Origin of the sequence: Streptomyces sp. NPDC050121 (genome assembly GCF_044460385.1) — a bacterium.
Classification (GTDB): domain Bacteria; phylum Actinomycetota; class Actinomycetes; order Streptomycetales; family Streptomycetaceae; genus Streptomyces; species Streptomyces soliscabiei.
The window spans coordinates 98200-123296 of record NZ_JBITJV010000018.1 but is presented as its reverse complement, the minus strand read 5'-3'; the positions used below and the strand labels follow the sequence as shown (position 1 = coordinate 123296).

Here is a 25097-nt window from a genome sequence, read left to right as displayed (position 1 = left end):
CGGAACCCTTCTAAGGATCTGACGCACGCATGAACAAGAACATCCGCCGTTCCCTCGTCATAGCCGCCGGTGTCAGCGGTGCGTGGGCCCTCGGGTCCGCCGTCGCCAGCGCCGACGAACTGCCCGCCGCCTCCGTGTCCACGCCGGACGTACCGACCACCGATGTGACCGACGTGACCGACGTGACCGACGTGACCGACTCCCTCAAGGGCACCGTCAGCGACACGCTCGACACGGTCACCGCCACCACCGCCACCGCCGCCGCCAAGCCCGCCGCCTCGACGGTGGCCAAGGTGAAGGGTGGCGCCGCCAAGGCCATCCAGGGCGCCAAGGCCGCCCGTGCGAAGGCGCAGGCCCCGGCCCTCCACCCCGACGTCCACGACGACGACAGCGCCGTCGACTACCTCTTCGGCCCGCTCTCCGCCTTCGCCCCGGAACTGGAGCAGGCGCAGCACGTCACGGACGCGGTCGTTCCGCCGGTGGCGGCCGCCGCCGTGGACGGCGTGGTCCCCGTGGCCCACGGGGCCGTGAGCGGGGTCGTGCCCGTCGCGGGCCACACGGTCGAGGGCGTGACGTCCGTCGCCACCGGCACGGTCGCCGACGTGCGTCCCTACGCCTCCGGTGTCGCCGCGCAGGCCGTGCCCTACGCCACCGGCCTTGTCGGCCAGGTCACCGGCGACGCCGCGGGGGCCGTGCTGCCGCCCGTCGCGCGCACCGTCGTGGACGGCGTGGTGCCGGTCGCCGGGCAGGCCGTCGTGGACGCGGGCGCGGTGGCGTCCGGCGTCGTGGGCGACGTCCGGCCGTTCGCCGGGGGAGTCGTCGGCGAGGTCCCGCCGTTCGCGCACGGGGTGGTCGGCGCCGTACAGCCGGTCGTGGACACCGTCACCGGCACGGTCGACACGACCGTCCGGCCCGTCGCCGGCAGCGGCAGCGCACTGGCGTACGGCGTCGCCGGTCATGCCGGGACCTTCGCGCAGCACCTGTCGGGGACCGTCGAGGCCACCGGCGGTCCGCTGGCCGGGCACGCCGTCACCGGCGTCCGGGGCGTCGCCGAATCCGTCACCCCGGGTTACGCGGTCGGTCTCGGCTGATCTGCCATCGACTTCGTGAGGCGGCAGGCCACGGACGGCCGAAAGTCGTCGGCTCGTCCGGCCGAAACCTCGCGGACGGGGCGGGGTGGTCCCCATTGGGGTGGGGATCACCGGCCCTGAGCCCCTGAGGGGCTGTTCAGAGGGCCTCACCGGGCCGACCCCAACCCGGTGAGGTCCTTCCCCGAGTCCTCACGTCCGGCACGCGGTGCCAGTGAGCGCGGCATCATGTGACAGGTATCACCGCTCAGGTGCGACCCTCGATTTAGGGGCCCTCCGCAAGCAGCGATAACCTGCGAGACGGACATGCCGCGCGCTCGGACACCGTGTGCGCCTCCCCTGTGACTAGCGGACGTCACGTTGCCCTTCGCGGCACGCCCACGCATCCAACGAACCGCGAGATCACTGATAGGGACGGAAGCGCGTGGACCTGTTCGAGTACCAGGCGAGGGACCTCTTCGCCAAGCACGATGTACCGGTGCTGGCCGGTGAAGTCATCGACACGCCTGAGGCGGCCCGCGCAGCCACCGAGCGTCTCGGTGGCAAGTCCGTCGTCAAGGCCCAGGTGAAGGTCGGCGGCCGTGGCAAGGCCGGTGGCGTGAAGCTTGCCGCCACCCCCGACGAGGCGGTCGAGCACGCGACCAACATCCTCGGCATGGACATCAAGGGCCACACGGTCCACAAGGTGATGATCGCCGAGACGGCCCCGGAGATCCTGGAGGAGTACTACGTCTCCTTCCTCCTCGACCGTGCCAACCGCACCTTCCTCTCCATCGCGTCCGTCGAGGGCGGCATGGAGATCGAGGAGGTGGCGGCCACCCGTCCGGAGGCCGTCGCCAAGACGCCGATCGACGCCAACGAGGGTGTGACCCCCGAGAAGGCCGCCGAGATCGTCGCCGCCGCGAACTTCCCGGCCGAGGTCGCCGACAAGGTCGCGAACGTCCTGGTCACCCTGTGGAAGACCTTCATCGAAGAGGACGCGCTCCTCGTCGAGGTCAACCCGCTGGCCAAGGTCGCCTCCGGTGACGTCATCGCCCTGGACGGCAAGGTCTCCCTGGACGAGAACGCCGAGTTCCGTCAGCCGGGACACGAGGAGTTCGTCGACCACGCGTCGGCGAACCCGCTCGAGGCCGCCGCCAAGGCGAAGAACCTCAACTACGTCAAGCTCGACGGCGAGGTCGGCATCATCGGCAACGGCGCGGGTCTCGTCATGAGCACCCTGGACGTCGTCGCGTACGCCGGTGAGAACCACGGTGGCGTCAAGCCCGCCAACTTCCTCGACATCGGCGGCGGCGCCTCCGCGGCCGTCATGGCGAACGGCCTGGAGATCATCCTCGGCGACCCGGACGTCAAGTCCGTGTTCGTCAACGTCTTCGGCGGCATCACCGCGTGCGACGAGGTCGCCAACGGCATCGTGCAGGCGCTGAAGCTCCTGGAGGACCGCGGCGAGGACGTCACCAAGCCGCTCGTCGTCCGGCTGGACGGCAACAACGCCGAGCTGGGTCGTCAGATCCTCTCCGACGCCAACCACCCGCTGGTCCAGCGTGTGGACACCATGGACGGCGCGGCCGACAAGGCCGCCGAGCTCGCGGCTGCGAAGTAAGGAAGAGGGACTCAGACAGCCATGGCTATCTTCCTCAACAAGGACTCCAAGGTCATCGTCCAGGGCATGACCGGTGCCACGGGCATGAAGCACACCAAGCTCATGCTGGCCGACGGCACGAACATCGTCGGTGGCGTGAACCCGCGCAAGGCGGGCACGTCCGTCGACATCGACGGTACCGAGATCCCGGTCTTCGGCACGGTCGCCGAGGCGATCGAGAAGACGGGCGCCAACGTGTCCGTCCTCTTCGTGCCGCCGGCGTTCGCCAAGGCCGCCGTGGTCGAGGCGATCGACGCCGAGATCCCCCTCGCCGTCGTCATCACCGAGGGCATCGCCGTCCACGACTCGGCCGCGTTCTACGCGTACGCCGTGTCCCAGGGCAACAAGACCCGGATCATCGGCCCGAACTGCCCCGGCCTCATCACGCCGGGCCAGTCGAACGCCGGCATCATCCCGGGCGACATCACCAAGCCGGGCCGTATCGGCCTGGTCTCGAAGTCCGGCACGCTGACGTACCAGATGATGTACGAGCTGCGTGACATCGGCTTCTCCTCCGCCGTCGGCATCGGTGGCGACCCGGTCATCGGCACCACGCACATCGACGCGCTCGCCGCGTTCGAAGCCGACCCCGACACCGACCTGATCGTGATGATCGGTGAGATCGGCGGCGACGCCGAGGAGCGGGCCGCGGCCTTCATCAAGGACAACGTGAAGAAGCCGGTCGTCGGCTACGTCGCGGGCTTCACCGCGCCCGAGGGCAAGACCATGGGCCACGCCGGCGCCATCGTCTCCGGCTCCTCCGGTACGGCCGCCGCGAAGAAGGAGGCCCTCGAGGCCGCCGGCGTCAAGGTCGGCAAGACGCCGACCGAGACGGCGAAGCTGGCGCGGGAGATCCTCTCCGCGGGCTGAGGTCCGTCAGCTGAACGTCGGTGGGCCCGTCCCCTTGGGGGGCGGGCCCACGGGCGTTTCCGCAGCCGGGTCGCTTTCACCTCGGCTCCGGGAGCAGTCGCTCCGGGCCATGGGCTGTTTGCGCGCGCAGCTTTGCCCGGAGGTTCAGCTGTGCGTTCGAGAGGGGGCCCGCGGCCACGCGCGGGGGGACGCCCTGCACCTTCTCGCCGGGGGGCACCGGGGCCTCGTACTGTGTGGGAGCCGTGCGCAGGGTCAGTGCGGTCGCGCCGATGATCGCGACCGTGAACGCGATCGCCGACCTGGACCAGAAGCGGGCCCGCTGTTCACCGCCCACGCGGACGGCGGGCGGCTTGGCGGCGCGCAGCCGTTCGGCGGACGCCACCTCGGCGAGCCTGCGGTGCAGGGCGGCGGGGTCCGCCAGCTCGGGCAGCCGCGCCGCGATCGCCGCACGCGCGTGGAGCAGCCGGTTCGCGGCGGCGGGCGTGCTCGCCTCCGTCTCCGCCGCGGTCTCCGGGAGGTCGAGGCCGATGCCGTCGTAGAGGAGGAGTGTGCGGCGGTACGGCGTGGGGAGGGCGAGCAGGACGTCCATCAGCGCGCGGTCGCACGCGTCGAGCGGGGGTGGTTCCGGGCGGCGGAAACGGGGGCGGAACCGGTGCCAGGGGGAGAGCGCGTACTCGTATGCCGTCGCCCGTACCCAGCCCGCCGGGTCACGGTCCACTGCCACCTCGGGCCAGCGCTGCCAGGCGAGTTGGAAGGCCCGCTCGACCGATTCGCGCGCGAGTTCACGACGGCCGCAGAGCAGGTAGGTCTGCCGCACGAGCGCGGGGGCGCAGAACGCGTAGAGGGCGTCGAAGGCCTGAGCGGGGGTCAGGGGGGCGGGGGACGGCGTCGCCGGCAGCGGCTGGGGGCGGTCGTCGGGGTTCTTTGTCAGGCACACCGTCGCCTGGGGTCGAGGCGCTGCCTCCTGGGTGTTCTTCACCTTGTCCGCCTTGGTCAGCGATGCCGGCAGCGCGAAAAAGTACATAAACGCATATTGAGCGACACAACGGTAGTTCGCCTGTTACGACGGGAAAGCGCGTGTCGTTGGCAGCATGACGCTCGTGATCCAGACGACCGCTCGCCGACTGCCCTTGTCGCCCCTGCTCGACCGGATGCGCGACTGCTCCCCCGGACTGGCCGCCGGTCTCCTGGGCGGCGCCTTCGCGGCCGGTCTGGGGCTCGGTTCGTTCGCCGTGCTCGTCATGGTGCTGTGGATCAGCACGCCGTATCCCGACAGCGGGCCGGAGGGTGCGCTGCATGCCGCCGCCGCCCTGTGGCTGCTGGCGCACGGTGCCGAACTGGTGCGCGTCGACACGCTGTCCGGGGTTGCGGCGCCGGTCGGCGTCACGCCGCTGCTGCTGCTCGCGTTGCCCGTGTGGCTGGTGCGGCGCGCTGCGCGGGACGCGGTGGACGGGGGCGGCGACGTCGGCGGCCGGGGTGCGGCCGGTGATGGTGTGCTCGTGGGTGCGCGTACGGCGTGGGTGGGGGTGGTGCTCGGGTATCTCGCCGTGGGGGCGGGCGCCGCCTTCTATGTCGCCGCCGGTGCCGCGCTGCGGCCCTCGTGGGTGTGGACGGGGGTGTGCGTGCCGGTGGTCGCCGTCGTGGCGGCCGGGGCGGGGGTGTGGTCGGCCTGCGGTCGTCCGCGGGGGCCGGTGGAGAGCGTGCTGCTCGTGTTGCCGCGCGGGGTGCGGCGATCGCTCCTCACAGCGGAGGGCCGGGAACGGGCCGGGGTCGCCGGGCGGGCGGCGGGGAGGGGGGCCGCGGTGCTCGTCGGGGGCGGAGCGCTGCTGGTGGCGGTGTCGTCCGTGTGGCACGCGGGCGCCGCCCGGGAGGCGTTTGTGCAGTTGACGGAGGGGTGGTCGGGGCGGTTCGCGGTGCTGTTGCTGTGCGTGGCGCTGGTGCCGAACGCGGCGCTGTGGGGGGCGGCGTACGGCCTCGGGCCGGGGTACGCACTGGGGGTCGGACATGTGGTGTCGCCGTTGTCCTCGGATCCGGCGCCCTTGCTGCCGCCGTTTCCGCTGCTGGCGGCGGTGCCGGAGGCGGGCGGCGGGACGTGGTGGAACTGGGCGGCGGGGCTGGTGCCGGTGGCGGCCGGGGCGACGGTGGGGGTGTTCGTGGGCCGAGCCGGGGGACCGGGCGGCGGCGGGTGGTCGCGGCGGAGAACCGCAGGGGTTGTCGTGCTCGCGGGGGCGGGGTGCGGGGTGCTGGTGGGCGGGCTGGCGGGATTGGCCGGCGGGCCCTTGGGCGTGAACACGTTGGCTCGGTTCGGGCCGGTGTGGTGGCAGGTGGGGGGCGCGGTCGTGTTGTGGACGGTGGGGGTGGGGGTGCCTGTGGCGGTGGCAGTGCGCGGGTGGTGCCGGCGGGGGGAGTGGGGCGCATGGAAGGGGCGCAACGGGTGGAAGGGGTGGCGGGGGGCGAACGGGCCGAAGCTCTGGGGGCGGCGGAAGGGACCGGGGCAGGCGGAGGGTTCTGGTGCGGTGGCTGCCGCGAAGTCGGAGCTGTACGACTTCGCGCGCGTCGAGACCCCTGCGCCTCCCGTGCCTCCTGCGCCTCCCCTGCCTCCTGCGCCTGCCGTGCCTCCTGCGCCTGCCGTGCCTCCTGCGCCTGCCGTGCCTCGTGTGTCTCCCCTGCCCGCCGCGCCTCCCTCGCCCGCCCTGCCTCCCCTGCCTCCTGCGCCTCCCGTCCCGCCGGCGCCCGCCGCGCCCGTCCAGTCGTTCCGGCCCGTCGCGGCCGTCGAGCCGGTGTCGGCCGTCGAGCCGGCGGACCCGGTGTGGCACGGGGAGGATGCGGCTCGGGAGGCTCGCTGGGCGGCGCTGCGGGAGATGGGGGAGGCAGGGCAGGAAGGCGAGGAGAGGCCCTGAACGGGCCTCTCCTCGAGCGCCGGACGGGCTGACTGAAACTCGCCCTGGGTGACCTCCCTCAGGCGTTGGCCCCCAGGATGTCCTTCAGCTCCTTGGGGAGGAGGTCGTTGCAGGACTGCTTCGCCTCGTTGGTGAGGGCGTCGTTCGTGCAGGTGTAGTAGTCGCTGTAGACGAACTGGGCGGTGAAGCTCGCGGCGACCAGGGCCAGGGCCAGCGACGCGGTGACCAGGCCGGTGATGGCGGCGGTCCGCTGGGGACGGCCCGTGGGCTCGGGCGTGTCGGGGTCGGGGGTGCGGGGCTTGCTGCGCAGGGCGCTGATCCCCCAGTTCAGGGCCAGCGCGCCGAGGAGCAGGGCGACGTACGGCCAGCCGAAGAGGGCGAAGAAGAAGGCCCACATGCCGCAGAGCAGGGCGTAGCGCGCACGGCGCTGGGCGGGGTCCGTGGGGTCCCAGCGCTTGCCGGGCTCCGTGCCCGGGCCGCCGCCCTCGGGGCTGTTGCCGCCGCCGGGGCGCTCGCCGAAGCCGCCGGGGGAGCGGCCGGGCTGCTGGTCGCTCCACTGGCTGCCCCACGGCGCACGCCCGCCCTCGGGGGCGCCGCCTTCCGGGCGCCGGGGCTGCCACGGACGGTCCGGGGTGCCCTCGGGCGGCGGGGCGAACGGGTTGTCGTCCTCGGGGGGCTTGTTGTCGCCCGAGGGGGCGTCCGGGGGAGAGGCTGGGCGCTCCCGCAGCAGCACGGCGCCGCGCTCCCCTCCCTGCGGTGACTGCGGGGGGAGCGTGAGGAGTCGCAGACTGCGGTCCGGCATCAAGTGAGCGTCTTCCCCTAGGAGATACGGCGTATGGCGTGAGCTGTCACTCCGGGAACGCACCGCACCACCACCGCGTTCCCGAGCCCGCTCGCCCCAGACGCTACCTTCCGGCCACGCCCCCGTCCCGTGGGGGCCGCCCGGTGTGCCGGTATCGTTGCTGACGGTCGGCTGCTTCGTAGGCTTCCCCGTATCCGGGGGCGCGATGCATTCGTACGAAAGTACAAGCCCACGTCCAGGCCCGCCACCCCGTACGTGCTTCCCCGAGAAAGGGCCCCACCGTGGCCGCCAAGCCCGTGGCCAAGCGCCTCGTCGTCCTGGTCTCCGGATCCGGTACGAACCTGCAGGCTCTCCTCGACGCCATCGCGGACGCCGGCGTCGACGCCTACGGCGCCGAGATCGTGGCCGTAGGGGCCGACCGGGACGGCATCGAAGGGCTCGCCCGTGCCGAGCGGGCCCAGATCCCCACCTTCGTGTGCCGGGTCAAGGACTTCGGGACCCGCGAGGAGTGGGATGCCGCTCTCGCCGAGGCCGTGGCCGCCCACGAGCCCGACCTCGTCGTCTCCGCCGGATTCATGAAGATCGTGGGCAAGGAGTTCCTGGCGCGGTTCGGGGGGCGGTTCGTCAACACCCATCCCGCTCTCCTCCCCAGTTTCCCGGGGGCCCACGGGGTGCGGGACGCGCTCGCCTACGGGGCGCGGGTCACCGGCTGCACCGTCCACTTCGTCGACGACGGTGTCGACACCGGACCGATCATCGCCCAGGGCGTGGTCGAGGTCCGGGACGAGGACGACGAGAGCGCTCTGCACGAGCGCATCAAGGAAGTCGAGCGAAGGCTGCTCGTCGAGGTCGTGGGGCGGCTCGCCCGTAACGGCTATCGCATTGAGGGACGAAAGGTAGTTATCCAGTGACCGCCGACAGCACTGTCACGGCCGAGAGCAGCAAGCGGGGCATCCGTCGCGCGCTCGTCAGCGTCTACGACAAGACCGGTCTGGAAGAGCTCGCGCGCGGGCTGCACGAGGCGGGCGTCGAGCTCGTCTCCACCGGGTCCACCGCCTCCCGCATCGCCGCCGCCGGCGTCCCCGTCACCAAGGTCGAGGAGCTCACCGGCTTCCCCGAGTGCCTGGACGGCCGGGTCAAGACCCTGCACCCCAAGGTCCACGCCGGCATCCTCGCCGACCTGCGCCTGGAGAGCCACCGTCAGCAGCTCGACGAGCTGGGCGTCGCGCCGTTCGACCTGGTCGTCGTCAACCTGTACCCGTTCCGCGAGACCGTCGCCTCGGGCGCCTCCGACGACGAGTGCGTCGAGCAGATCGACATCGGCGGTCCGTCCATGGTGCGCGCCGCCGCCAAGAACCACCCCTCGGTGGCCGTGGTCACCAGCCCGGCACGGTACGGCGACGTCCTCGCGGCCGTCCGTGACGGCGGCTTCGACCTCGCCGCCCGCAAGCGGCTCGCCGCCGAGGCCTTCCAGCACACCGCCGCCTACGACGTGGCCGTCGCCTCCTGGTTCGCCTCCTCCTACGCGCCCGTCGACGAGTCGCGGTTCCCCGACTTCCTCGGCGGCACCTGGGAGCGCCAGAACACCCTCCGCTACGGCGAGAACCCGCACCAGCCCGCCGCGCTCTACGTCGACGCCAGCGGCGCCGGTCTCGCGCAGGCCGAGCAGCTGCACGGCAAGGAGATGTCGTACAACAACTACACGGACACGGACGCCGCGCACCGTGCCGCGTACGACCACGCCGAGCCGGCCGTCGCGATCATCAAGCACGCCAACCCGTGCGGGATCGCCGTCGGCGCGGACGTCGCCGAGGCGCACCGCAAGGCGCACGCGTGCGACCCGCTGTCGGCGTTCGGCGGCGTCATCGCCGTGAACCGGCCGGTCAGCAAGGAGATGGCGGAGCAGGTCGCGGAGATCTTCACCGAGGTCATCGTCGCGCCGGACTACGAGGAGGGGGCCCTCGAAGCCCTCACCAAGAAGAAGAACATCCGGGTGCTGAAGGCGCCCGCCGGGCCCGCAGGCGTCGTGGAGTTCAAGCCCATCGGCGGCGGTGCGCTGCTCCAGGTCGCCGACCGCCTCCAGGCCGACGGCGACGACCCGGCCAACTGGACCCTCGCCACCGGCGAGGCGCTGTCCGACGCCGAGCTCGCCGATCTCTCCTTCGCCTGGAAGGCGTGCCGGGCCGTGAAGTCCAACGCCATCCTCCTCGCCAAGGACGGCGCCTCGGTCGGCGTCGGCATGGGCCAGGTCAACCGGGTCGACTCCGCGAAGCTGGCCGTCGAGCGGGCGGGCGCCGAGCGCGCCCAGGGCGCCTACGCCGCCTCCGACGCCTTCTTCCCCTTCCCGGACGGGCTGGAGGTCCTCGTCGAGGCCGGCGTCAAGGCCGTGGTGCAGCCCGGCGGTTCGGTCCGCGACGAGCTCGTCGTCGAGGCCGCGAAGAAGGCCGGTGTGACGATGTACTTCACGGGGACGCGCCACTTCTTCCACTGACGGACGGAGCATGCCCGCGGCCTCCGGCCCTCCCCCGAGGAGGCCGGAGGCCGCGGGCGGTCCGGGCGGTTCAGCAGTCGGCCAGGCCCGGGATGCGCTCGTAGTTGCCTCCGCCGGAGACCTTGTTGGCCGGGAACCAGCCCCAGCCGCCGTTGGAGTACGCCACGTCGCCGAGCGTCCACAGCCACCAGTTGTTGCGGGCGTCGCCGACCGGCGGGTTCTCCGTGTCGAACTGCTGCTGGCAGACGAACCAGTTGTCGCCGGCGTACAGGTGGCCGGTCCTCGTGTCGCCCACGCCGATGTCGGCGGCCTGGTAGTTGTGGCAGTAGCGCGCGGTGTACGTGCCGCCGCCCGGTCCCGTCTTCTGTCCCGCGTTCCCCCAGCAGCCGCTCGCGGCCGACGCGCTCGCCGGCGTCAGTGCGACGGCGCTCGCCGCGAGGACCGCCGCGGCCCCGAGCGACGCGAGTGTGCGCTTGATGGTCATGAGGTGTCCCTTCGGTGTTGCCACCCCCGTGGTGGACGCCTCTCACAGTGGCGGGAAGCCGGGGGCGGTGGTACCTCGGACTTCTCAGGGTCACGAGCGGCCCGGGGGCGTGTACTCCTTGAGGTAGTGGGCGACCTGGGTCGCGTAGTCGCGGGTCTCCGGCGGGACGCCGCCCGCCTTGTTCACCACGTCCCACGAGGTGCGGTAGGCGGCGGCGACCAGGACGCGGCGGTCGCCGGGGAGTTCGGTTTTCAGGCGCGGCGCGATCCAGCACAGGTAGCGGCCCATCGCCGGGATGGACTCGGCCGGCGGGAACGGGGGCGACGGGACGGCTTCTCCGGGCGTGCCGTCGGCGTTCATCCACCAGCGCAGCACGCTCGGGGTCCAACGGGCGATGCCGTACTCGTTCTCGGCGGGGTCGGAGAGGTCCGGATCGAAGTCGCTCTCGACCTTCAGCATGGCGGCGATGAGGGAGGGGGTGACGGCAGGCTGTCTGCAGTCGTGCGCCGTCTCGACGATCAGCAGCCGGTACGCGGCCGGTACGCCCTTGTCGGTGCGCAGGTCCACGGCGCCGTACTGCGCGGCGGGTGTCACCGACACGCTTCCGCCGGGCGCTCGGTCGTCGCCGGAGGTTCCGTTGCCGGTCCAGGTACTGATGCCGTAGCCGAGTGCCGCCAGGACGACGGCCGCGAACGTGGTGGCCAGGATCGTCGTACGACGGGACGGGCGGGACGGGCTGAACAGGCTGAACGGGCTGAACGGGTGGCCGGGGAGCAGACGGAGCCGGCCGCCGGCCGGGGCCGTTCCGGTGGCCTTCTCCACCCGGCGCAGCAGGGCCTGTGTGCCGATCCGGTCGGCATGCGTGCGGGCCAGACAGGCGCGGACGATGTCCCGCCAGTCCTCCGGGAGTTGGGGTGACAGACGCAGTTCGGCGGTGCCGCGGGCGTAGGCGACGGCCGCGTCGCGGCGGGCCGTCGGCGTGCCGCCGGGCAGCGGGAAGGAGCCGGTGAGGACCAGGTGGGAGAGGACGCCGAACGCCCAGACGTCGGCGGAGGGGCGGATCCGGCGGCCCCGCTCGCCGATCTCGGCCCACAGCAGCTCGGGCGGGGTGTAGTCGGGGGTGGAGAAGGCCGGGGTGTAGGCGTGCGTGCCCTCCAGTTCGGCGGCCATGTTGAAGTCGGCGAGGCGGGCCGAACCGTCCTTCATCAGCAGCACGTTGGCCGGTTTCAGGTCGCCGTGCACCCAGCCCGCCCGGTGCAGCTGGGCCAGGCCCGCGCAGACCTGGGCGAGCAGGGCCGGCCCGGCCGCGGGTCCGGCGTCGCGTCTCAGCAGCGCCGCCAGCGAGTCCTCGGCCTTCTCCAGCACCAGCACGGTGGCGCCGTCGAGTTCGGGCCGGGACGGGTCGTCCACGGTGAGGGTCTCGTAGAGGCGGATGAGGCGCGGGCTGCTGAGACGGCTCAGCAACTCCACCTCACGCTCGGCCAGTTCGCGCAGATGGGCGAGCTGGCGGGGGGTGTGGGTGCCGGTGGGCAGGAACTTGAGGGCGGCCGTCCCGGGCTCGGCTGCCGCGTCCGAGGGGGCATCGTTGTCAGGGAGGTCCCGCTGGGCCGCGTACACACTGCCGAACGCGCCGGTCGCGATCGGCTCCCGCACCTCCCAGCCGCCCACCCGGTAGCCCCTGGGGACCCGGACGGCGTACGGCTCGGTCACCGCACCGCCGCCCGGTCGGCGGGTGCGGGCGACCGTCCCGTCAGGACGCCGAGGTCGTCCTCGCGTACCAGGTCGAAGCGGAGCGCCAGCGACACCAGGGACTCTTTCTTGCCATTGAGCCGCGGGCCCGGGTCCACGGTGTCGGGGCCGGGTTTGAGCCGCAGCTTCACGGCCAGGTAGTCGATGTTCCACTGCACGGAGGTGCGGGAGGCGGCGGGCCAGCCCGGGCGCAGCCGGGCCACGACCTGGTCGACGGTGGGCAGCGCGGCGTGCGGTTCGCCCCGCAGTCGGGGCTCGCACAGGGCGGCCAGCACCGCGAAGTAGCGCTTTCCCCGGTCGAGGGAGAACGCGGGCGCCGTGGTCGCTCCGTCCAGGCCCGACGCGGCGCCCAGGTAGTCGTGGCGCGGCGCCCACACCTCGAACGTCAACAGGTCGCCCGCCGCGGGCAGCACGATCCGGGCGAACTCGAAGGGGACGGGCGCGTCCAGCCGTCCGGGCGCGACCTTGATGTGCTCGCCGGCGCCCTCCGGGTTGTCCACGACGTACGTCTGGTCCCGGCTGAAATTGCTCAGTATCCAGAACGCGCCCTGCGCGGTGATCTCGCCGGCCCGCCGGGAGACGCCCTCGTGCGGGATCTCCAGGTCGTTGTCGTGCGCCGACCGTCCGAAGGTCAGCCGCTCACCGGGGGCGAGCCGCAGCTGCCCTGGCTCCTGGCCGCCGGGTCCGTCCTCCCGCTGTACCAGAGGTACCGGAGGTACGACGATGATGCTGTACACGGTGTCACCCCGTCCCCACCCGCCCTTACGGCATCAGAGTGGGTGACGGGACGGGGCCGTGTCACGACACGACACGGCCCCGGCGAGGAATGGCGAGAAGACGCCGTTGCGTCGCTCTCCGTGCCGCTGGTCCGGCCGCCGCGGTCAGTACCGCGGGCGGCTGAACCAGGCCCCGCCGCTGATCATCGCGGAGAGGATGATGCCGCCGAACGCGAGCGAGATGACGCCCCCGAAGGTGCCCGAACCACCGGCGCCGTTCACGATGTTGACCAGGCTGCCGAGGATCATCAGCGACGAGTACACGATGGTCGTGACCCGGATGCCGCCGCGGCCGGACTTGAACTTGACGCCCAGGAAGATCGACAGGGCGCCCAGCGCCATCACGAACAGACCGACCGCGATCAGCACGCCGGTCGCCGTGCCGGTGTCGTCGCCGGAGCCGAAGCCGTTGGAGGTGTCCTGCAGGAGGCCGCCGACGACGCCGACGAAGACGCCGACCAGGATCTGGAAGCCGGCGAGGATGAACAGCAGCACCCGGGCGGTCTTGACCAGGCCGGGCATCTCCTGCGGGACGCCGTAGCCGTACCCCTGGGGAACCGGCGGGGCCTGCGGGTAGCCGTAACCGGGCTGTCCCTGGGGAGCGGTGGGGTAGCCGTAGCCGGGCTGGCCGGGCGGCGGGCCCTGCGGCGGATAGCCGGGCGGCGGGCCCTGCGGCGGACCCTGCGGCGGGCCGTAGGGGTTGTTCGGGTCGCCGAAACTCATGGCGGTCCTTCCTCCGTGTGCATTCGAGTGCGGGGACGACGGGCGGCCTGGTTCGGAGGAAGGTCTACAGATGCGGTCGTCCCCCCGGTACTGCCCGCGGCACTGTGACGGCAATCGTTCTGCAATGGTCGGTTTGTTGTCCAGCCGCATTCCGCGGCATTCCCCAGGTGTTGTGCAAGTGCAACATCATTGATCACGAACGCACAGGTCCGGGTGGTGCCCGCGCCCCGTACGGCGTCACCCGGATTGGAACCGGGGGCCCGTCATCCGGGAGGATGGGCCCATGACCGCCCAGATTCTCGATGGCAAGGCCACCGCAGCCGAGATCAAGTCCGATCTGACCGCCCGAGTGGCGGCGCTGAAGGAGAAGGGTGTGACGCCCGGCCTCGGCACGATCCTCGTCGGCACCGACCCCGGCAGTCAGAAGTACGTCGCCGGCAAGCACCGCGACTGCGCCGAGGTCGGCATCGCCTCCATCCAGCGTGAGCTGCCCGGCACGGCCACCCAGGAGGAGATCGAGGCGGTCGTCCGCGAGCTGAACGACGACCCCGCCTGTACCGGTTACATCGTGCAGCTGCCGCTGCCCAAGGGCATCGACGAGAACCGCATCCTGGAGCTGATGGATCCGGCCAAGGACGCCGACGGCCTGCACCCGATGAACCTCGGCCGGCTGGTCCTGGGCGAGCCCGCGCCGCTGCCCTGCACCCCCAACGGCGTCCTCACACTGCTGCGCCGGTACGGCGTCGAGATCAAGGGCGCCGAGGTCGTGGTCGTCGGCCGCGGGGTCACCATCGGCCGTCCGATGCCGCTGCTGCTGACCCGGCGCACCGAGAACGCGACGGTGACCCAGTGCCACACCGGCACCCGGGACCTCTCGGCGCATCTGAAGCGGGCCGACGTCATCGTCGCCGCCGCGGGCTCCGCCCACCTGGTGCGGGCCGAGGACGTCAAGCCGGGCGCGGCCGTCCTCGACGTCGGCGTCTCCCGCAACGCGGAGGGGAAGATCGTGGGCGACGTCCACCCGGACGTCCGCGAGGTGGCCGGCTGGATCTCCCCGAACCCCGGCGGCGTCGGCCCGATGACCCGTGCCCAGCTGCTCGTCAACGTGGTCGAGGCGGCGGAGCGCAGTGTCGCCTGAGGGCACCTCCGGCAACGCCGAGGACGAGGATAGGGACGCCGAGGGCGCGGCGGACGGCATGAAAACCACGGACACCACGGACGGCATGGGCGCGAAGGACGGCGGGGACGGCACGGACGGCGGGGACGGCGTGAAGGACGTGAACGACGGGGACGACATCGAGGTGCGCGACCCGGTCAGCGCCCCCGGCCCCGACGGTGTGCCGCGCCGCACCACCCGCCGCTTCCCGAAGTTCACCCGCGACACCGCGCGCCCCGAGGGCGCCGGTCGGGCCGCGAACGGCGACGCGCTGGCCGCCCGGCAGTGGCCGATCATCGCCGTCCTGGGCGTCGTCGCGCTCGGCCTGCTGCTGACCGCGCTCGACGTGTTCCGGATCGGCACCATCCTGATCGGCGTCGGCCTGCTGACCGGCGCTGTCCTGCGCTGGCTGCTGCCCGGCGTCGGCATGCTCGCCGTCCGCTCCCGCTTCACCGACATCGCGACCTACGGGGTGCTGGGCACCGCGATCGTCCTGCTGGCGCTGATGGCACAGCCCGACCCGTGGCTGCAGATCCCGTTCCTGAAGGACACCCTGCACTTCACGGTCACCAGCAACTGATTCCGTTCCCGCCGGCCGGTCCGGCGGGAACCGTCCGGCCGCCCCGCGTCGTCCCCTCAACGGATCGAGGGAAAGGTGGGCGGAATGGGCGCCTGGCAGCCGCTGCCGGACGGGCTGCCGTCGGAGGTTCGGCACTTCGTGGAACAGTTGCGGCAGCTCAAGGACGGTACGGGCCTGAGTCTGGCCGCGCTCGGCGCGCGCACCGCGTACAGCAAGTCCTCCTGGCAGCGGTATCTCAACGCCGTCCAGCCGCCGCCCCGGCAGGCCGTCGCCGCGTTGTGCGGGGTCGCGGGGCTGGCCGGCGCGGAGGCCGAGCGCCATGTCGTGCGCTGGGAACTGGCGGTCGAGGCCTGGCCGCGGCCGGCGTCGGTGAATCCGGCCGGGGGGTACGAGGACGATCCGACGGTCCCCTGGTGGGAGCGGCTGGAGGAACCCGCCCCGGAGCCCGCGCCCCGCCCCGCCGGACGCCTCCTGCTCTACGCGGTCCTGCTCCTGCTCGCCCTGCTGCTCACGGCCGTCGGGGGAGCGGTCGCCTTCGGCTGAGGTGTGCTCGTCGTGTCGATACGTTGACAGTTCGGGTATGTGTCCCGAATCGTCTGTACATCGGGTCTAACGTTACCGATGGGGGACTTGGCGGAGGGAGGGGGTCCGATGCCTCGGTGGAGGGCTCTGCCGGACGAACTCGATCCGCAGGTGCGGGAGTTCGCCGAGCAGTTGCGGCGGGTGGTGGACCGCACGGGACTGAGCGTCGCGGCGGTGGCCGACCGCACGGGCTACAGCAAGACGTCCTGGGAGCGTTACCTCAACGGCCGGCTGCTCGCCCCCAAGGGCGCGATCGTGGCGCTGGCCGAGGTCACCGGCACGCCGCCCATCCATCTGACGACCATGTGGGAGCTGGCCGAACGGGCCTGGAGCCGCTCGGAGATGCGGCACGACCGGACCATGGAGGCCCTTCGGATCGCCCAGGCGCGCGCCGCCCTGGGGGAGTTCGGGCCGCCGCCCGAGGTACGGGAGGACGGTGAGGGCCGGGAGAAGGCCGAGGCGCGCGGGACGGCCGAGGCGCGCAGGACGGGTGACGTACGGTTCGCGGTGACTCCGGGGATCGCGGGCCCGGCGGGCGTGTCGCCGACGATTGCGCCCTCGCAGTCCGGGCCCGGCGGGTCCGGCGGCTACGGCGGGTCCGGCGATTCCGGCGGCTCCGGATCCCCGGGTGCCGGACCGCGGCGGACGGCGATGTTCCTGGCCGGGGTCGTGGGGGTGGTGATCGTCGTCGTGGGGGCGTTCCTCCTGACCGACGGCGGGGACGCGAAGCAGACGGTGGGTACCGTCAAGTCGCCCTCCCCGCTGGTCGGTTCGGCTCCTGTCCTGCCTTCCGGGGTGTTGTGCAGCGGCTCCGGCTGCACGGGCCGGGACGCGGAGCGGATGGGGTGCAGCGGCGACCTGGTGGAGACGGCGAAGACCGCGACGGTCGGGGCGACCCTGGTCGAGGTCCGCTACAGCAGGACCTGCCGGGCGGCCTGGGGCCGGATCACGCAGGCCGCGCAGGGGGACGGGGTGCGGGTGACCGTCGGGTCGGTGCGGCAGACCGGCAGCATCACGGTCGCCGGCGACACGATCGCGTACACGCCGATGGTGGCGGTGAAGAGCCCTGCGGACGCGAAGGCGTGCGCGGTGCTGGCGTCGGGGCAGCAGGGCTGCACGCCATAGCGCCCGTCAAGAAAAAACGGCGGCGAGAGGAATAGCCCCGTCCGGGCGGGGCACGCGAACCGTACCCCCACGGGAGTCCGGCGCGACCCGGTACCCCCACCACGGCGGCCGCTCGGTTCCTCCTCTCCCGGACCGGCGGCCGTCGGTCCGTCGTCGGCCGAGCCGCTCTGTGGGACGGGCCACACAACCCCGGACGTCCGGGATCCCGGATGCGCGATAGCCTGACCGCTGGATGGATCTCTTGATACCAAGAGATCGATCATTTGTACGTCCCACCCGGGGCAGGGACGCCCCACCGACAGCTGTCATACGGAGAACGCCATGACCCGCACTCCCGTGAACGTCACCGTCACCGGCGCGGCCGGCCAGATCGGTTACGCCCTGCTCTTCCGCATCGCCTCCGGCCAGCTGCTCGGCGCGGACGTGCCGGTCAAGCTGCGCCTGCTGGAGATCACCCCCGCGCTGAAGGCCGCCGAGGGCACCGCGATGGAGCTCGACGACTGCGCCTTCCCGCTGCTCCAGGGCATCGACATCACGGACGACCCGAACGTCGCCTTCGACGGCGCGAACGTCGCCCTCCTCGTCGGCGCCCGCCCCCGCACCAAGGGCATGGAGCGCGGCGACCTCCTGGAGGCCAACGGCGGCATCTTCAAGCCGCAGGGCAAGGCCATCAACGACCACGCCGCGGACGACATCAAGGTCCTCGTCGTCGGCAACCCGGCCAACACCAACGCGCTCATCGCGCAGGCCGCCGCGCCGGACGTACCGGCCGAGCGCTTCACCGCGATGACCCGCCTGGACCACAACCGCGCGCTGACCCAGCTCGCGAAGAAGACCGGCTCGACGGTCGCCGACATCAAGCGCCTCACCATCTGGGGCAACCACTCGGCCACCCAGTACCCGGACATCTTCCACGCCACGATCGCCGGCAAGAACGCCGCCGAGGTCGTGAGCGACGAGAAGTGGCTGGCCGAGGACTTCATCCCGACCGTCGCCAAGCGCGGCGCGGCCATCATCGAGGCGCGCGGCGCGTCCTCGGCCGCCTCCGCCGCCAACGCGGCCATCGACCACGTCCACACCTGGGTCAACGGCACCGCGGACGGCGACTGGGCCTCCATGGGCATCCCGTCGGACGGCTCCTACGGCGTCCCGGAGGGCCTGATCTCCTCCTTCCCGGTCACCACCAAGGACGGCCGGTACGAGATCGTCCAGGGCCTGGACGTCAACGAGTTCTCGCGCGCCCGTATCGACGCGTCGGTGCAGGAGCTGGCGGAGGAGCGCGAGGCGGTCCGCGCCCTCGGCCTCATCTGATCTCCCGTCACCGCTTCCGATCCCCGGGCTGCCGCGGCTGCCCGGGGATCAGTGCGTCCGGGGATCAGTGCGTCCGGGTTCGTACGACCCGCTCCGCCAGGTCCAGGAAGACGTTCAGGGTCGGTGTCCGCAGCCCGTTCAACTCCCTTTCCTGGAAGAACGAGGAGCTCAGCGCCCGGTCGAAGGGCACCGCGACCACCTGGTTCACGCTCACCCCGATACGGCTCGCCAGGGCGGCCGGCACGCGCCGCGCGGAAGGCCCGTCGACCTCGGTGACGACGACGATCGCCTCGTCGGCCAGCCGCCAGCGGCGGGCGGTGCGCAGCCGCTCCAGGACCTGCCGGGCCGCGGCGAGGAACCAGTCGGCGGTGCCGCAGCACAGGATCAGCCGGTCGGTCAGGTCCAGCACGGGGTCCGCCGAGTCGTCGAGCCGCTGCGGCGCCCAGTCGGTGAGCACGAAGGAGTAGAACGGCTCCGTCCGGGCCAGCACATGCTCGTAGGCCTGGGCGTGCACCAGGTTCGGGTTGGCGTGGCCGGACGGGTGCGCGGCCACTTCCAGTCCGGACGGCAGCCGGGTGGTCAGGGCGCGGACCTCGTCGTACGACGGGTCGGCGGAAAGCCCCGCGAGATCGCGCACCGTGGCCGGGTTACGGTCCGTCAGGAAGCGTCCCAGGGCCCCCTCGTGGGCCGCCCCGTCGAGGGCGAGGACGGGCTCGCCCCGGACCGCGGCGAGCAGCGAGCCGAGCACCATCGTCGTGGTGGCCCGCCCGCTGTAGTGGTAGGCGCCGACCACCGTGAGGCGCCTGCCGTGACGCAGCGGCGTCCGCAGCCGGGCCAGCCGCGCCTCCGCCTCGCGGCGGGCGCTGCCGAAGCGGGGCGGGCGCAGGCCCGCCGGCAGACCGGGCCCTGACGGCACACCGGCCCCGGACAGCGGGCCGGCCGGCGGCAGGGCGAGCGGGACGCGCTCCGTGGGCAGGGCGTTGACCGCGGACGCCGGCGGGACGGTGCGGGTGACGCGGGACTGGGCGATGTACCGGGCCAGTACGTCCGCGACCTCGGCCGCGCTGGGCCGCTCGGCCGGGTCCGCGGCCAGGCACCGCAGGACGCGCCGCCGCAGCGCCCGCCAGGTGTCGCCCTGCCACAGATGCATGCCCTCCGGCTGACCGGGCAGCTCCCAGCCGGCCTTGCTGCTGACGATCTGGAGCAGCTCACCCAGCGCGCGCACGTTGTCCTCGGGGGGCGGCGGCGGCCCCGTCCCCACGTAGGCGCCGTCCACGGCGCAGTCGGAGAGGTCCGCGAGGACGACCGACCGGCGCAGCACGTGGATGTTCTCCGCGTTGAGGTCCGCGAGCACGATCCCGTGCAGATGGCACAGGGCCAGCGCGCTGGCGAGATGCCAGCCCACGACCAGCGCGGTGATCTTGTCGAAGGGGGCGCGGCCGTCCGTGTGGGCCGCGTTGAAGATCTCCGCCAGGCGGGGCGCGGCGGGCTGCTGCGGGCCTTCGCCGATCGGAGCCACCGCCAGCCAGGGCGGCCGTCCGGCGAGCTCGGTGGAGAGCAGCGCGGGGGCGTACTGGCCGCCCAGCCGACGCAGCGCCTCCGCCTCGGCCGCCAGGGCGTCGCCGGCCGGGTGGTCGGGGCGTGGGGTGCGGACCAGGACGTGGGCGCCCCGCGCGTCGACGGCGTCGTACTCCACGGTCCGCCGCAGCCGCCGGCGCCGCAGCAGCCGGTACGGTCCGAGGCGCCGGGGGTCGTCCTCCAGCAGGGACGTCCAGCCGTCCGGCGATTCGGTGCTCGCGCCGCGCCCCGTCTCCAGCCCCAGGGCCTCACGCTCGAACGACACCCCGAAGCGGGTGAGCAGCCGGCGTTCGACGCTGGTGAACGGGCGGTGGCTGCCGGGGAGATGGGCCGTACCGTCCGGGTGGGCGAGCCAGGCCGGGAAGTCCGGTGAGTGGCCGGCGAGTTGCTCCAGGCGCCGCCCGATGCTGCGGCTGGTTCTGAGCAGTTCGGCCTGCGGAACCGCGTCCAGGAGCACCAGCCTGGAGGTGTCGGAGAAGTCGAAGACCTGGTGTTTGGCGGGCAGTGGCCCCGGCACCGGCGCGGGGTGCGGCCGCATCAGCCCGCCGAGGAAGACCTCCGCGAGGTGGGAGGTCCGGGCCCGCCACGGGACAGCCGTCTGCACGAGCCGCATGACCGGCACGGTCAGTGGCGACACGGCCGCCAGATGCGCCGCGAGCCGGTACGCCTCCGGGGTGGCGGCGTCCCGGAAGTGCTGGGCGTCGCCCGGGCCGACGGCGGGGCCGCTCGCGCCGTGCCGCCCGGGACGGGACAGCAGGGGCAGCGGGACCGTGGTGCCGGGGGAGGCGAGGAGATGGGCCCAGTTGCGCAGGGAGGCCGCCGTCGGCTCCAGGACCGGCACCGGAACCCCGTCGAAGGCGGCGAGGTCGGCCGGGAGGACCGGGTCGGTGATGTCCCAGGAGGTGTTGGCGCCGCCGATGCGCCGAGTCGTGGCCTGCCAACGCTCGGCGTGGATGCCCGAGCCCTCCCACAGGTCGGGCGGCAGGGTGTGGAGCACGGCGGTGGGTCCGCGGGAGGCCCACTGCGACAGCAGCCGGTGCAGGGCGCCGCTGCGCCAGGAGGCGCCCATGCCGTCGCTGACGACGAGGACCAGGGTGTGCCCCGACGGGTCGCTGACGGCGCTGAGCGGCACGGATGTGCTGTCGTGCCGGAAGGGGCGGGCGTGCAGCCGGGGTTCTGGGGCGCTGCGGGTGTCGAGGCCGAGGACGCGGTTGGTGGCGAAGGCGCCGAGACGTTCGAGGAGGGTGCGCAGTTCGGCGCCGAGACGGTGCCACAGGAGCATCGACAGGCCGTCGTCGACGAGCAGCACCAGATGCAGCCACCGCTCCTGCACGGGCCGTTGCACCACGTCGGGCAGCCGCGTCTCGGCGAGTTCGGCGGCGGTGCGCTCCTCGTCGATCTCCAGGCGGTGCGGGCTGGGGTGGCGGCGGCGCAGCGGCCGGAGCGCGCGGCCCAGCGCCAGTTCGGCAGCGAGTGCCTTGTCCTCGGGGACCCGGACGGGCATCGCCCGGTTCGGTTCGCCGCTCTGCCGCAGCCGGATGTCCGGCATCGGCGGCGGCGCGGAACGGGCCGACCCGTACAGGGAGGGGGCGGTGAGGTCGGGCAGGTCCGGGTCGTCGGGGTCCGGTGCCGGCGGCTTCGGACCGGGCTCGTCGGCGTCGGGCGCGGACGGACCTGCGTCCCCCGGTTGCCCGGCGGGGGTGGACGGGTTGAGCGCGGTGGCCGCTCCGGCGGGCAGCACCCTGGCCAGCCACAGCACGTCGAGCACCTGGTCGGCGTCCAGCTCATGCCCGACACCCCGCAACACCCGCAGAGCCTCCCCGAGCCGCGCCCCACCGCCCCCGGATCCGGCGCCGGCCAGGCTCTCGCCCCCGCTCACCGCACCCCCCTCACCACGGCCGCCTCGTCATGGTCGTCTCACATCGCGCCGGTGAGCTGGTGCAGTACGGCGTCCAGGAGGCCCTCCGCGTTGAGGTCGACGCCTCCGGTGCGCAGGAACACCGCGTTGAGCAGCTGGTCGGTGGCGAGTTCGCCGGGGGCGCGGCGGCGCAGGAACGCGTCGATCAGGTCGTCGGCCTCGCGCAGCGCCTCCTCGCCGAGGTGGGCGGTGACGATGGCCCGCAGCCGTGCCTCGTCGGGCACCGGCAGCTCGAGCCGGACGCAACGGCGCAGGAAGGCGGGCGGGAAGTCGCGCTCACCGTTGCTGGTGATGACGGCCACCGGGAACTCGGCGCACTGGACCCGTCCCTGACGTACCGTCACCGTGCCCCGGTGATCGGCGGTCTGCACCTCCACCTCGACCATGTCCTCGGGGAGCCGGGTCAGTTCGGGGATGTCGAAGTAGCCCTCCTCGAAGACGGTGAGCAGGTCGTTGGGCAGATCGACGTCGCCCTTGTCCATCTCGTCGATGAGCAGGGCGCGCGGTGTGGCGGAGGGCACCAGCGCGGTGCCGAGCGGGCCGAGCCGGATGAACGTCCCGATGGACGGCTCGCGTTCGCCCCGGTCCCGGCTGAGGGTGGTCTCGCGCAGCCGTCCGATGGCGTCGTACTGGTAGAGCGCCTCGCGCACGGACGACCGGCTGTTGATGGACCAGCGCAGCAGTTCGCCGAGCCGCAACTCGTGGGCCACGGCACGGGCCAGCGAGGACTTGCCGGTGCCCGCCGGTCCGGTGACCAGCAGCGGGCGGCGCAGATGCAGCGCCGCGTTGACGACGTCGGCGTGCTGCTGCTCGATCAGGTAGGGCAGTTCGGGGCGGACGGCCGGCGTCGGGCTGAAGCGGCGCCACGGCGGGGCCGAGGGCAGGGCGACGGCCCGCGGGACACCGTCGCCGCGGAAGAGGCGCCAGTCGGAGCGGGCCTCGGGATCCTCTGCGGAGGTCATGCGCTCTCCTGGGGTTCGGTCAGGTGCAGCCGGGGCACCGTGCGGTCGGCGTCCGCCCAGGCGAGGACCGGGCGGCCGGGGAACTCGGGAGCGCGCGTCCCCCTGGCGTTGGCCCGGTAGACACGGACCCCGTCGGGCAGTTCACGGGTGGCGACCTCCGCCATGTGCCGCACGACATGGGACGGCGCCGAGGAGGGAGTCGAAGAGGGAGACGCAGCGGAGGCCGCCGAGGATGACACCGAAGACGAAGACGAAGACGAAGACGAAGACGACGAGGACGCGGACGAAGAGGACGAGGACGAGGACGCGGACGAAGAAGACGAGGACGATGCCTCCGTGCCGTTTCCGCGGTCCCACACCACCACCGGTATGCCCACGGCGAGGCAGATCTGAACGATGGCGTCGCGCGGGCCCGGCGGGACGTCGACGGAGACGCGGACGGTGTCGAGCCGGCCCATGAGCTCGTAGTAGATCTGGTGCGGGTCCTGGGCGGGGTCCGAGACGACCAGCGTCTCCCCCGAGTCGAGCTGCCGCCACCGCTCCCGCCAGTCCGGGAGGAACCGCTCGTGCCGGCGCAGCAGTTCCGGGCAGTGCACCACCAGCGGGAACTCGACCCCGAGCACACCCGGCACGACCTCCCCCGGCGCCTGGGCGGCCCATTCGTCGACCGGGAGATTGAGGTCGGCGCGGTCCACGAGGACCTCGACCAGCGGTCGCGCCCCGTCCGTTGCCGAGGGCGCGAGGGACTCCAGGACCCGCAGCAGTTCGCGTGCCGCCCCCGACGCCGAGTACGTGGCGGAACTGTCGACCGACATCTGCCGCGGCCCGGTGCCCTCGTCGCACCACACGCGCATCCGGTGCCGCCCCCGCCCGGCCCGCGTCACCTGGGCCAGAACCCGCACCCGCCGCGCCCCGCCGCGCAGCATCCGGGCCCAGTCCCCGGCGTCGGAGCGCCGCTCGCGCAGCGCGGCCGACGGAATGCCGAGCCGTCCGGCCACCCCGTCCGACCACAGCCGCAGGTCCGCCTTGCGGGGCTGCGGGCACAGGGCGGCGATGTACTCGACGACCCGCAGCAGCGCGGGGACCCGGGGCCCGCCGTCGTCGGAGTGGCCGTCGCCGGGCAGTGTCTCCAGGCGGTCGAGGACGATGTCGAGGGTGTCCCCGTCGGCCGGCACCGCGACCCGCTTCGTCGCCTCGCGCACCGCCTCGGGGAACCGCGCGAGGACGGGCCGTTCGATCCGGCGCAGGACCTGGTGCAGCCGCCGGTGCTCGCGCGGTGCGAGCAGCAGCGGAATGTCCGTGAGCCGGCCGGCGACCAGTACCCGGTCGGCGGACCTCGGGTCCCTGGGCCGCAGGATCTCGACCAGGGCGGGCAGTGCGCGCGGATGGGTGACCAGGAAGTCCGCGAACTCCTCGACCGTGGGCGGCGTCACCGGGCTGCCCGGCGCGATCCCGCACTCGTGCGCGAGCTGACGGGCGGTGTCACCGAGCGTGTACGGCGACGCGAGGGCGTTCCTGAGCGCCATCACCAGCATGCCGTGAGCGGGATCGTCGGACTCGACGTCTCCACCGCTTCCCACGCCCCCCAAGCCGCCCGCACCCCCCGCGCCGTGCTGGGTTCCCGGCCCGCATGTGCCGTCCGGGTCGAGGACGCCGAGGGGGCGCAGTTCCGCCTCGACCCGCTGCCAGGGGATGCCCCAGCTGCGCCGGATCAGGTGCTGCGGGTCGGGCGGCAGACGCGCCCCGTCCGGACCGCACGGTGGCATGTAGTGCGCGGCGACGAGCCCTACGACGGCGCCGTCCTCCTCCGACCAGAGCGGACCCCCGCTGTAGCCGGGGCCGACCGCCATCCCGGTGCTCTTGCCGTCGAGGTAGCCGATCGGGCCGTCCAGGGCGGCGACCTCGAGATCCGCGAAGGTTGCGCCGTGCCCGCTGCCGTGCCAGGCCCGCACCTTCTGGCCGGGCGTCATGGCCGCACGGGGTGCGGGGGCGGGGACGCTGCCGAGCGGCGCCTCGATCCGCAGCACCGCGAGATCGCCGAGCCACTCGCGGTCGCCGTCCCGCACCGCCCCGCCGTCAAGAGCGCGCGGGGCGATCCAGTGCACCACGCGGGCTGGGTACCGCGTGGTCCGCAGCGGGCCGTCCAGCGCCACGAACACCTCGTCCAGCCTCGGTGTCCGGGTCTCGAAGAGTGCTCTGCCCAAGGCGTCGTTGATCACGTGTGCGCAGGTCAGCACCGTGTCGATGCCGAGCACGACCGCCCCGCCCGCCGTCCTGCCGTCCGCCGACCGGCGCACGGAGGCGACGCGTGATCCCGCCTCCGCGTCGCCGGACGTCCCCACGGCCTTGAACCAGCCCAT

The 25097-nt window shown here is 73.0% G+C and carries 20 protein-coding genes; 11 read left to right on the top strand and 9 right to left on the bottom strand.

All coding sequences use genetic code 11. The features are described 5' to 3' along the window. Nucleotides 1-29 precede the first annotated feature (29 nt). From ACIBTS_RS26415 to sucD, 3 genes are all read left to right on the top strand, one after another. Entirely contained in the window at nucleotides 30-1091 is a 1062-nt protein-coding gene (locus ACIBTS_RS26415) for a hypothetical protein (RefSeq protein WP_399322607.1), read from the top strand. A gap of 421 nt (nucleotides 1092-1512) precedes the next feature. Then, entirely contained in the window at nucleotides 1513-2691 is a 1179-nt protein-coding gene (sucC, locus tag ACIBTS_RS26410; protein WP_319677447.1) for an ADP-forming succinate--CoA ligase subunit beta, read from the top strand. Nucleotides 2692-2712: 21 nt separating this feature from the next. After that, nucleotides 2713-3600 (top strand): succinate--CoA ligase subunit alpha, encoded by an 888-nt coding sequence (gene sucD, locus ACIBTS_RS26405; RefSeq protein ID WP_079660326.1) that lies wholly within the window; start codon nucleotides 2713-2715, stop codon nucleotides 3598-3600. 76 nt (nucleotides 3601-3676) lie between these two features. Here the strand turns inward: sucD and ACIBTS_RS26400 are convergent, their stop codons facing one another. Continuing rightward, nucleotides 3677-4624, bottom strand: coding sequence for an RNA polymerase sigma factor (locus tag ACIBTS_RS26400; RefSeq protein ID WP_399322605.1), 948 nt, complete (start codon nucleotides 4622-4624; stop codon nucleotides 3677-3679). A gap of 67 nt (nucleotides 4625-4691) precedes the next feature. Between ACIBTS_RS26400 and ACIBTS_RS26395 the strand changes: the two genes are divergently transcribed. After that, nucleotides 4692-6500, top strand: a complete 1809-nt coding sequence (locus ACIBTS_RS26395) for a DUF6350 family protein (RefSeq protein WP_399322604.1) — start codon at nucleotides 4692-4694, stop codon at nucleotides 6498-6500. 58 nt (nucleotides 6501-6558) lie between these two features. Here the strand turns inward: ACIBTS_RS26395 and ACIBTS_RS26390 are convergent, their stop codons facing one another. Then, nucleotides 6559-7302 (bottom strand): hypothetical protein, encoded by a 744-nt coding sequence (locus ACIBTS_RS26390; RefSeq protein ID WP_399322603.1) that lies wholly within the window; start codon nucleotides 7300-7302, stop codon nucleotides 6559-6561. Between the two features lie 281 nt (nucleotides 7303-7583). Here ACIBTS_RS26390 and purN point away from each other — a divergent pair, with 281 nt between their 5' ends. Beyond that, nucleotides 7584-8213 carry a phosphoribosylglycinamide formyltransferase gene (gene purN / locus ACIBTS_RS26385; protein WP_319333872.1) on the top strand — a complete coding sequence of 210 codons (630 nt, stop codon included), beginning with the start codon at nucleotides 7584-7586 and terminating at the stop codon, nucleotides 8211-8213. Beyond that, nucleotides 8210-9793 (top strand): bifunctional phosphoribosylaminoimidazolecarboxamide formyltransferase/IMP cyclohydrolase, encoded by a 1584-nt coding sequence (purH, locus tag ACIBTS_RS26380; RefSeq protein ID WP_399322602.1) that lies wholly within the window; start codon nucleotides 8210-8212, stop codon nucleotides 9791-9793. Before purN ends, purH begins: the two co-directional genes overlap by 4 nt. A 70-nt stretch (nucleotides 9794-9863) precedes the next feature. Here the strand turns inward: purH and ACIBTS_RS26375 are convergent, their stop codons facing one another. The 4 genes from ACIBTS_RS26375 to ACIBTS_RS26360 all read right to left on the bottom strand — a co-directional run bounded on the left by ACIBTS_RS26375 (nucleotide 9864) and on the right by ACIBTS_RS26360 (nucleotide 13525). After that, nucleotides 9864-10277, bottom strand: a complete 414-nt coding sequence (locus ACIBTS_RS26375; protein WP_319675482.1) for a hypothetical protein — start codon at nucleotides 10275-10277, stop codon at nucleotides 9864-9866. Between the two features lie 90 nt (nucleotides 10278-10367). Continuing rightward, nucleotides 10368-11987 (bottom strand): protein kinase, encoded by a 1620-nt coding sequence (locus tag ACIBTS_RS26370; RefSeq protein WP_399322600.1) that lies wholly within the window; start codon nucleotides 11985-11987, stop codon nucleotides 10368-10370. Next, nucleotides 11984-12763: an FHA domain-containing protein gene (locus ACIBTS_RS26365; protein ID WP_399322599.1), complete on the bottom strand. Its 780-nt coding sequence runs from the start codon at nucleotides 12761-12763 to the stop codon at nucleotides 11984-11986. The genes ACIBTS_RS26370 and ACIBTS_RS26365 overlap by 4 nt, the downstream gene beginning before the upstream one ends. Before the next feature lie 144 nt (nucleotides 12764-12907). Next, entirely contained in the window at nucleotides 12908-13525 is a 618-nt protein-coding gene (locus ACIBTS_RS26360; protein ID WP_399322597.1) for a hypothetical protein, read from the bottom strand. A 283-nt stretch (nucleotides 13526-13808) separates the two neighbouring features. Here ACIBTS_RS26360 and ACIBTS_RS26355 point away from each other — a divergent pair, with 283 nt between their 5' ends. From ACIBTS_RS26355 to ACIBTS_RS26335, 5 genes are all read left to right on the top strand, one after another. Continuing rightward, a complete protein-coding gene (locus ACIBTS_RS26355) occupies nucleotides 13809-14663 on the top strand; it encodes a bifunctional methylenetetrahydrofolate dehydrogenase/methenyltetrahydrofolate cyclohydrolase (RefSeq protein WP_079660318.1) in 855 nt (284 codons plus the stop codon). Nucleotides 14664-14721: 58 nt separating this feature from the next. Further along, nucleotides 14722-15261, top strand: a complete 540-nt coding sequence (locus tag ACIBTS_RS26350; RefSeq protein ID WP_399322673.1) for a DUF3017 domain-containing protein — start codon at nucleotides 14722-14724, stop codon at nucleotides 15259-15261. Between the two features lie 84 nt (nucleotides 15262-15345). After that, the gene (locus ACIBTS_RS26345; RefSeq protein ID WP_399322595.1) at nucleotides 15346-15804 is read left to right on the top strand and encodes a helix-turn-helix domain-containing protein; all 459 of its coding nucleotides are present in this window, start codon (nucleotides 15346-15348) and stop codon (nucleotides 15802-15804) included. 108 nt (nucleotides 15805-15912) lie between these two features. Beyond that, nucleotides 15913-16968 (top strand): helix-turn-helix domain-containing protein, encoded by a 1056-nt coding sequence (locus tag ACIBTS_RS26340; RefSeq protein ID WP_399322594.1) that lies wholly within the window; start codon nucleotides 15913-15915, stop codon nucleotides 16966-16968. Between the two features lie 321 nt (nucleotides 16969-17289). Beyond that, a complete protein-coding gene (locus ACIBTS_RS26335) occupies nucleotides 17290-18279 on the top strand; it encodes a malate dehydrogenase (protein ID WP_079660315.1) in 990 nt (329 codons plus the stop codon). A 64-nt stretch (nucleotides 18280-18343) separates the two neighbouring features. On the opposite strand, the gene ACIBTS_RS26330 is transcribed toward ACIBTS_RS26335, so the two are convergent. Genes ACIBTS_RS26330 through ACIBTS_RS26320 form a run of 3 tightly spaced genes read right to left on the bottom strand, consistent with a single transcriptional unit; the run spans nucleotide 18344 to nucleotide 25097 of the window. Beyond that, nucleotides 18344-21736, bottom strand: a complete 3393-nt coding sequence (locus ACIBTS_RS26330; RefSeq protein ID WP_399322592.1) for an SAV_2336 N-terminal domain-related protein — start codon at nucleotides 21734-21736, stop codon at nucleotides 18344-18346. 38 nt (nucleotides 21737-21774) lie between these two features. After that, the gene (locus tag ACIBTS_RS26325; RefSeq protein WP_399322590.1) at nucleotides 21775-22737 is read right to left on the bottom strand and encodes an AAA family ATPase; all 963 of its coding nucleotides are present in this window, start codon (nucleotides 22735-22737) and stop codon (nucleotides 21775-21777) included. Beyond that, nucleotides 22734-25097, bottom strand: a complete 2364-nt coding sequence (locus tag ACIBTS_RS26320; protein WP_399322588.1) for a trypsin-like peptidase domain-containing protein — start codon at nucleotides 25095-25097, stop codon at nucleotides 22734-22736. Before ACIBTS_RS26320 ends, ACIBTS_RS26325 begins: the two co-directional genes overlap by 4 nt.

What these genes read in the sequence shown, in the direction of transcription:
- ACIBTS_RS26360 (WP_399322597.1), bottom strand. Translation starts at nt 13,525, where the DNA reads ATGAGTTTCGGCGACCCGAACAACCCCTACGGCCCGCCGCAGGGTCCG.
- ACIBTS_RS26400 (WP_399322605.1), bottom strand. Translation starts at nt 4,624, where the DNA reads ATGTACTTTTTCGCGCTGCCGGCATCGCTGACCAAGGCGGACAAGGTG.
- ACIBTS_RS26415 (WP_399322607.1), top strand. Translation starts at nt 30, where the DNA reads ATGAACAAGAACATCCGCCGTTCCCTCGTCATAGCCGCCGGTGTCAGC.
- ACIBTS_RS26325 (WP_399322590.1), bottom strand. Translation starts at nt 22,737, where the DNA reads ATGACCTCCGCAGAGGATCCCGAGGCCCGCTCCGACTGGCGCCTCTTC.
- ACIBTS_RS26355 (WP_079660318.1), top strand. Translation starts at nt 13,809, where the DNA reads ATGACCGCCCAGATTCTCGATGGCAAGGCCACCGCAGCCGAGATCAAG.
- ACIBTS_RS26395 (WP_399322604.1), top strand. Translation starts at nt 4,692, where the DNA reads ATGACGCTCGTGATCCAGACGACCGCTCGCCGACTGCCCTTGTCGCCC.
- ACIBTS_RS26335 (WP_079660315.1), top strand. Translation starts at nt 17,290, where the DNA reads ATGACCCGCACTCCCGTGAACGTCACCGTCACCGGCGCGGCCGGCCAG.
- ACIBTS_RS26390 (WP_399322603.1), bottom strand. Translation starts at nt 7,302, where the DNA reads ATGCCGGACCGCAGTCTGCGACTCCTCACGCTCCCCCCGCAGTCACCG.
- ACIBTS_RS26375 (WP_319675482.1), bottom strand. Translation starts at nt 10,277, where the DNA reads ATGACCATCAAGCGCACACTCGCGTCGCTCGGGGCCGCGGCGGTCCTC.
- ACIBTS_RS26350 (WP_399322673.1), top strand. Translation starts at nt 14,722, where the DNA reads ATGAAAACCACGGACACCACGGACGGCATGGGCGCGAAGGACGGCGGG.
- ACIBTS_RS26320 (WP_399322588.1), bottom strand. Translation starts at nt 25,097, where the DNA reads ATGGGCTGGTTCAAGGCCGTGGGGACGTCCGGCGACGCGGAGGCGGGA.
- ACIBTS_RS26340 (WP_399322594.1), top strand. Translation starts at nt 15,913, where the DNA reads ATGCCTCGGTGGAGGGCTCTGCCGGACGAACTCGATCCGCAGGTGCGG.
- sucD (WP_079660326.1), top strand. Translation starts at nt 2,713, where the DNA reads ATGGCTATCTTCCTCAACAAGGACTCCAAGGTCATCGTCCAGGGCATG.
- ACIBTS_RS26345 (WP_399322595.1), top strand. Translation starts at nt 15,346, where the DNA reads ATGGGCGCCTGGCAGCCGCTGCCGGACGGGCTGCCGTCGGAGGTTCGG.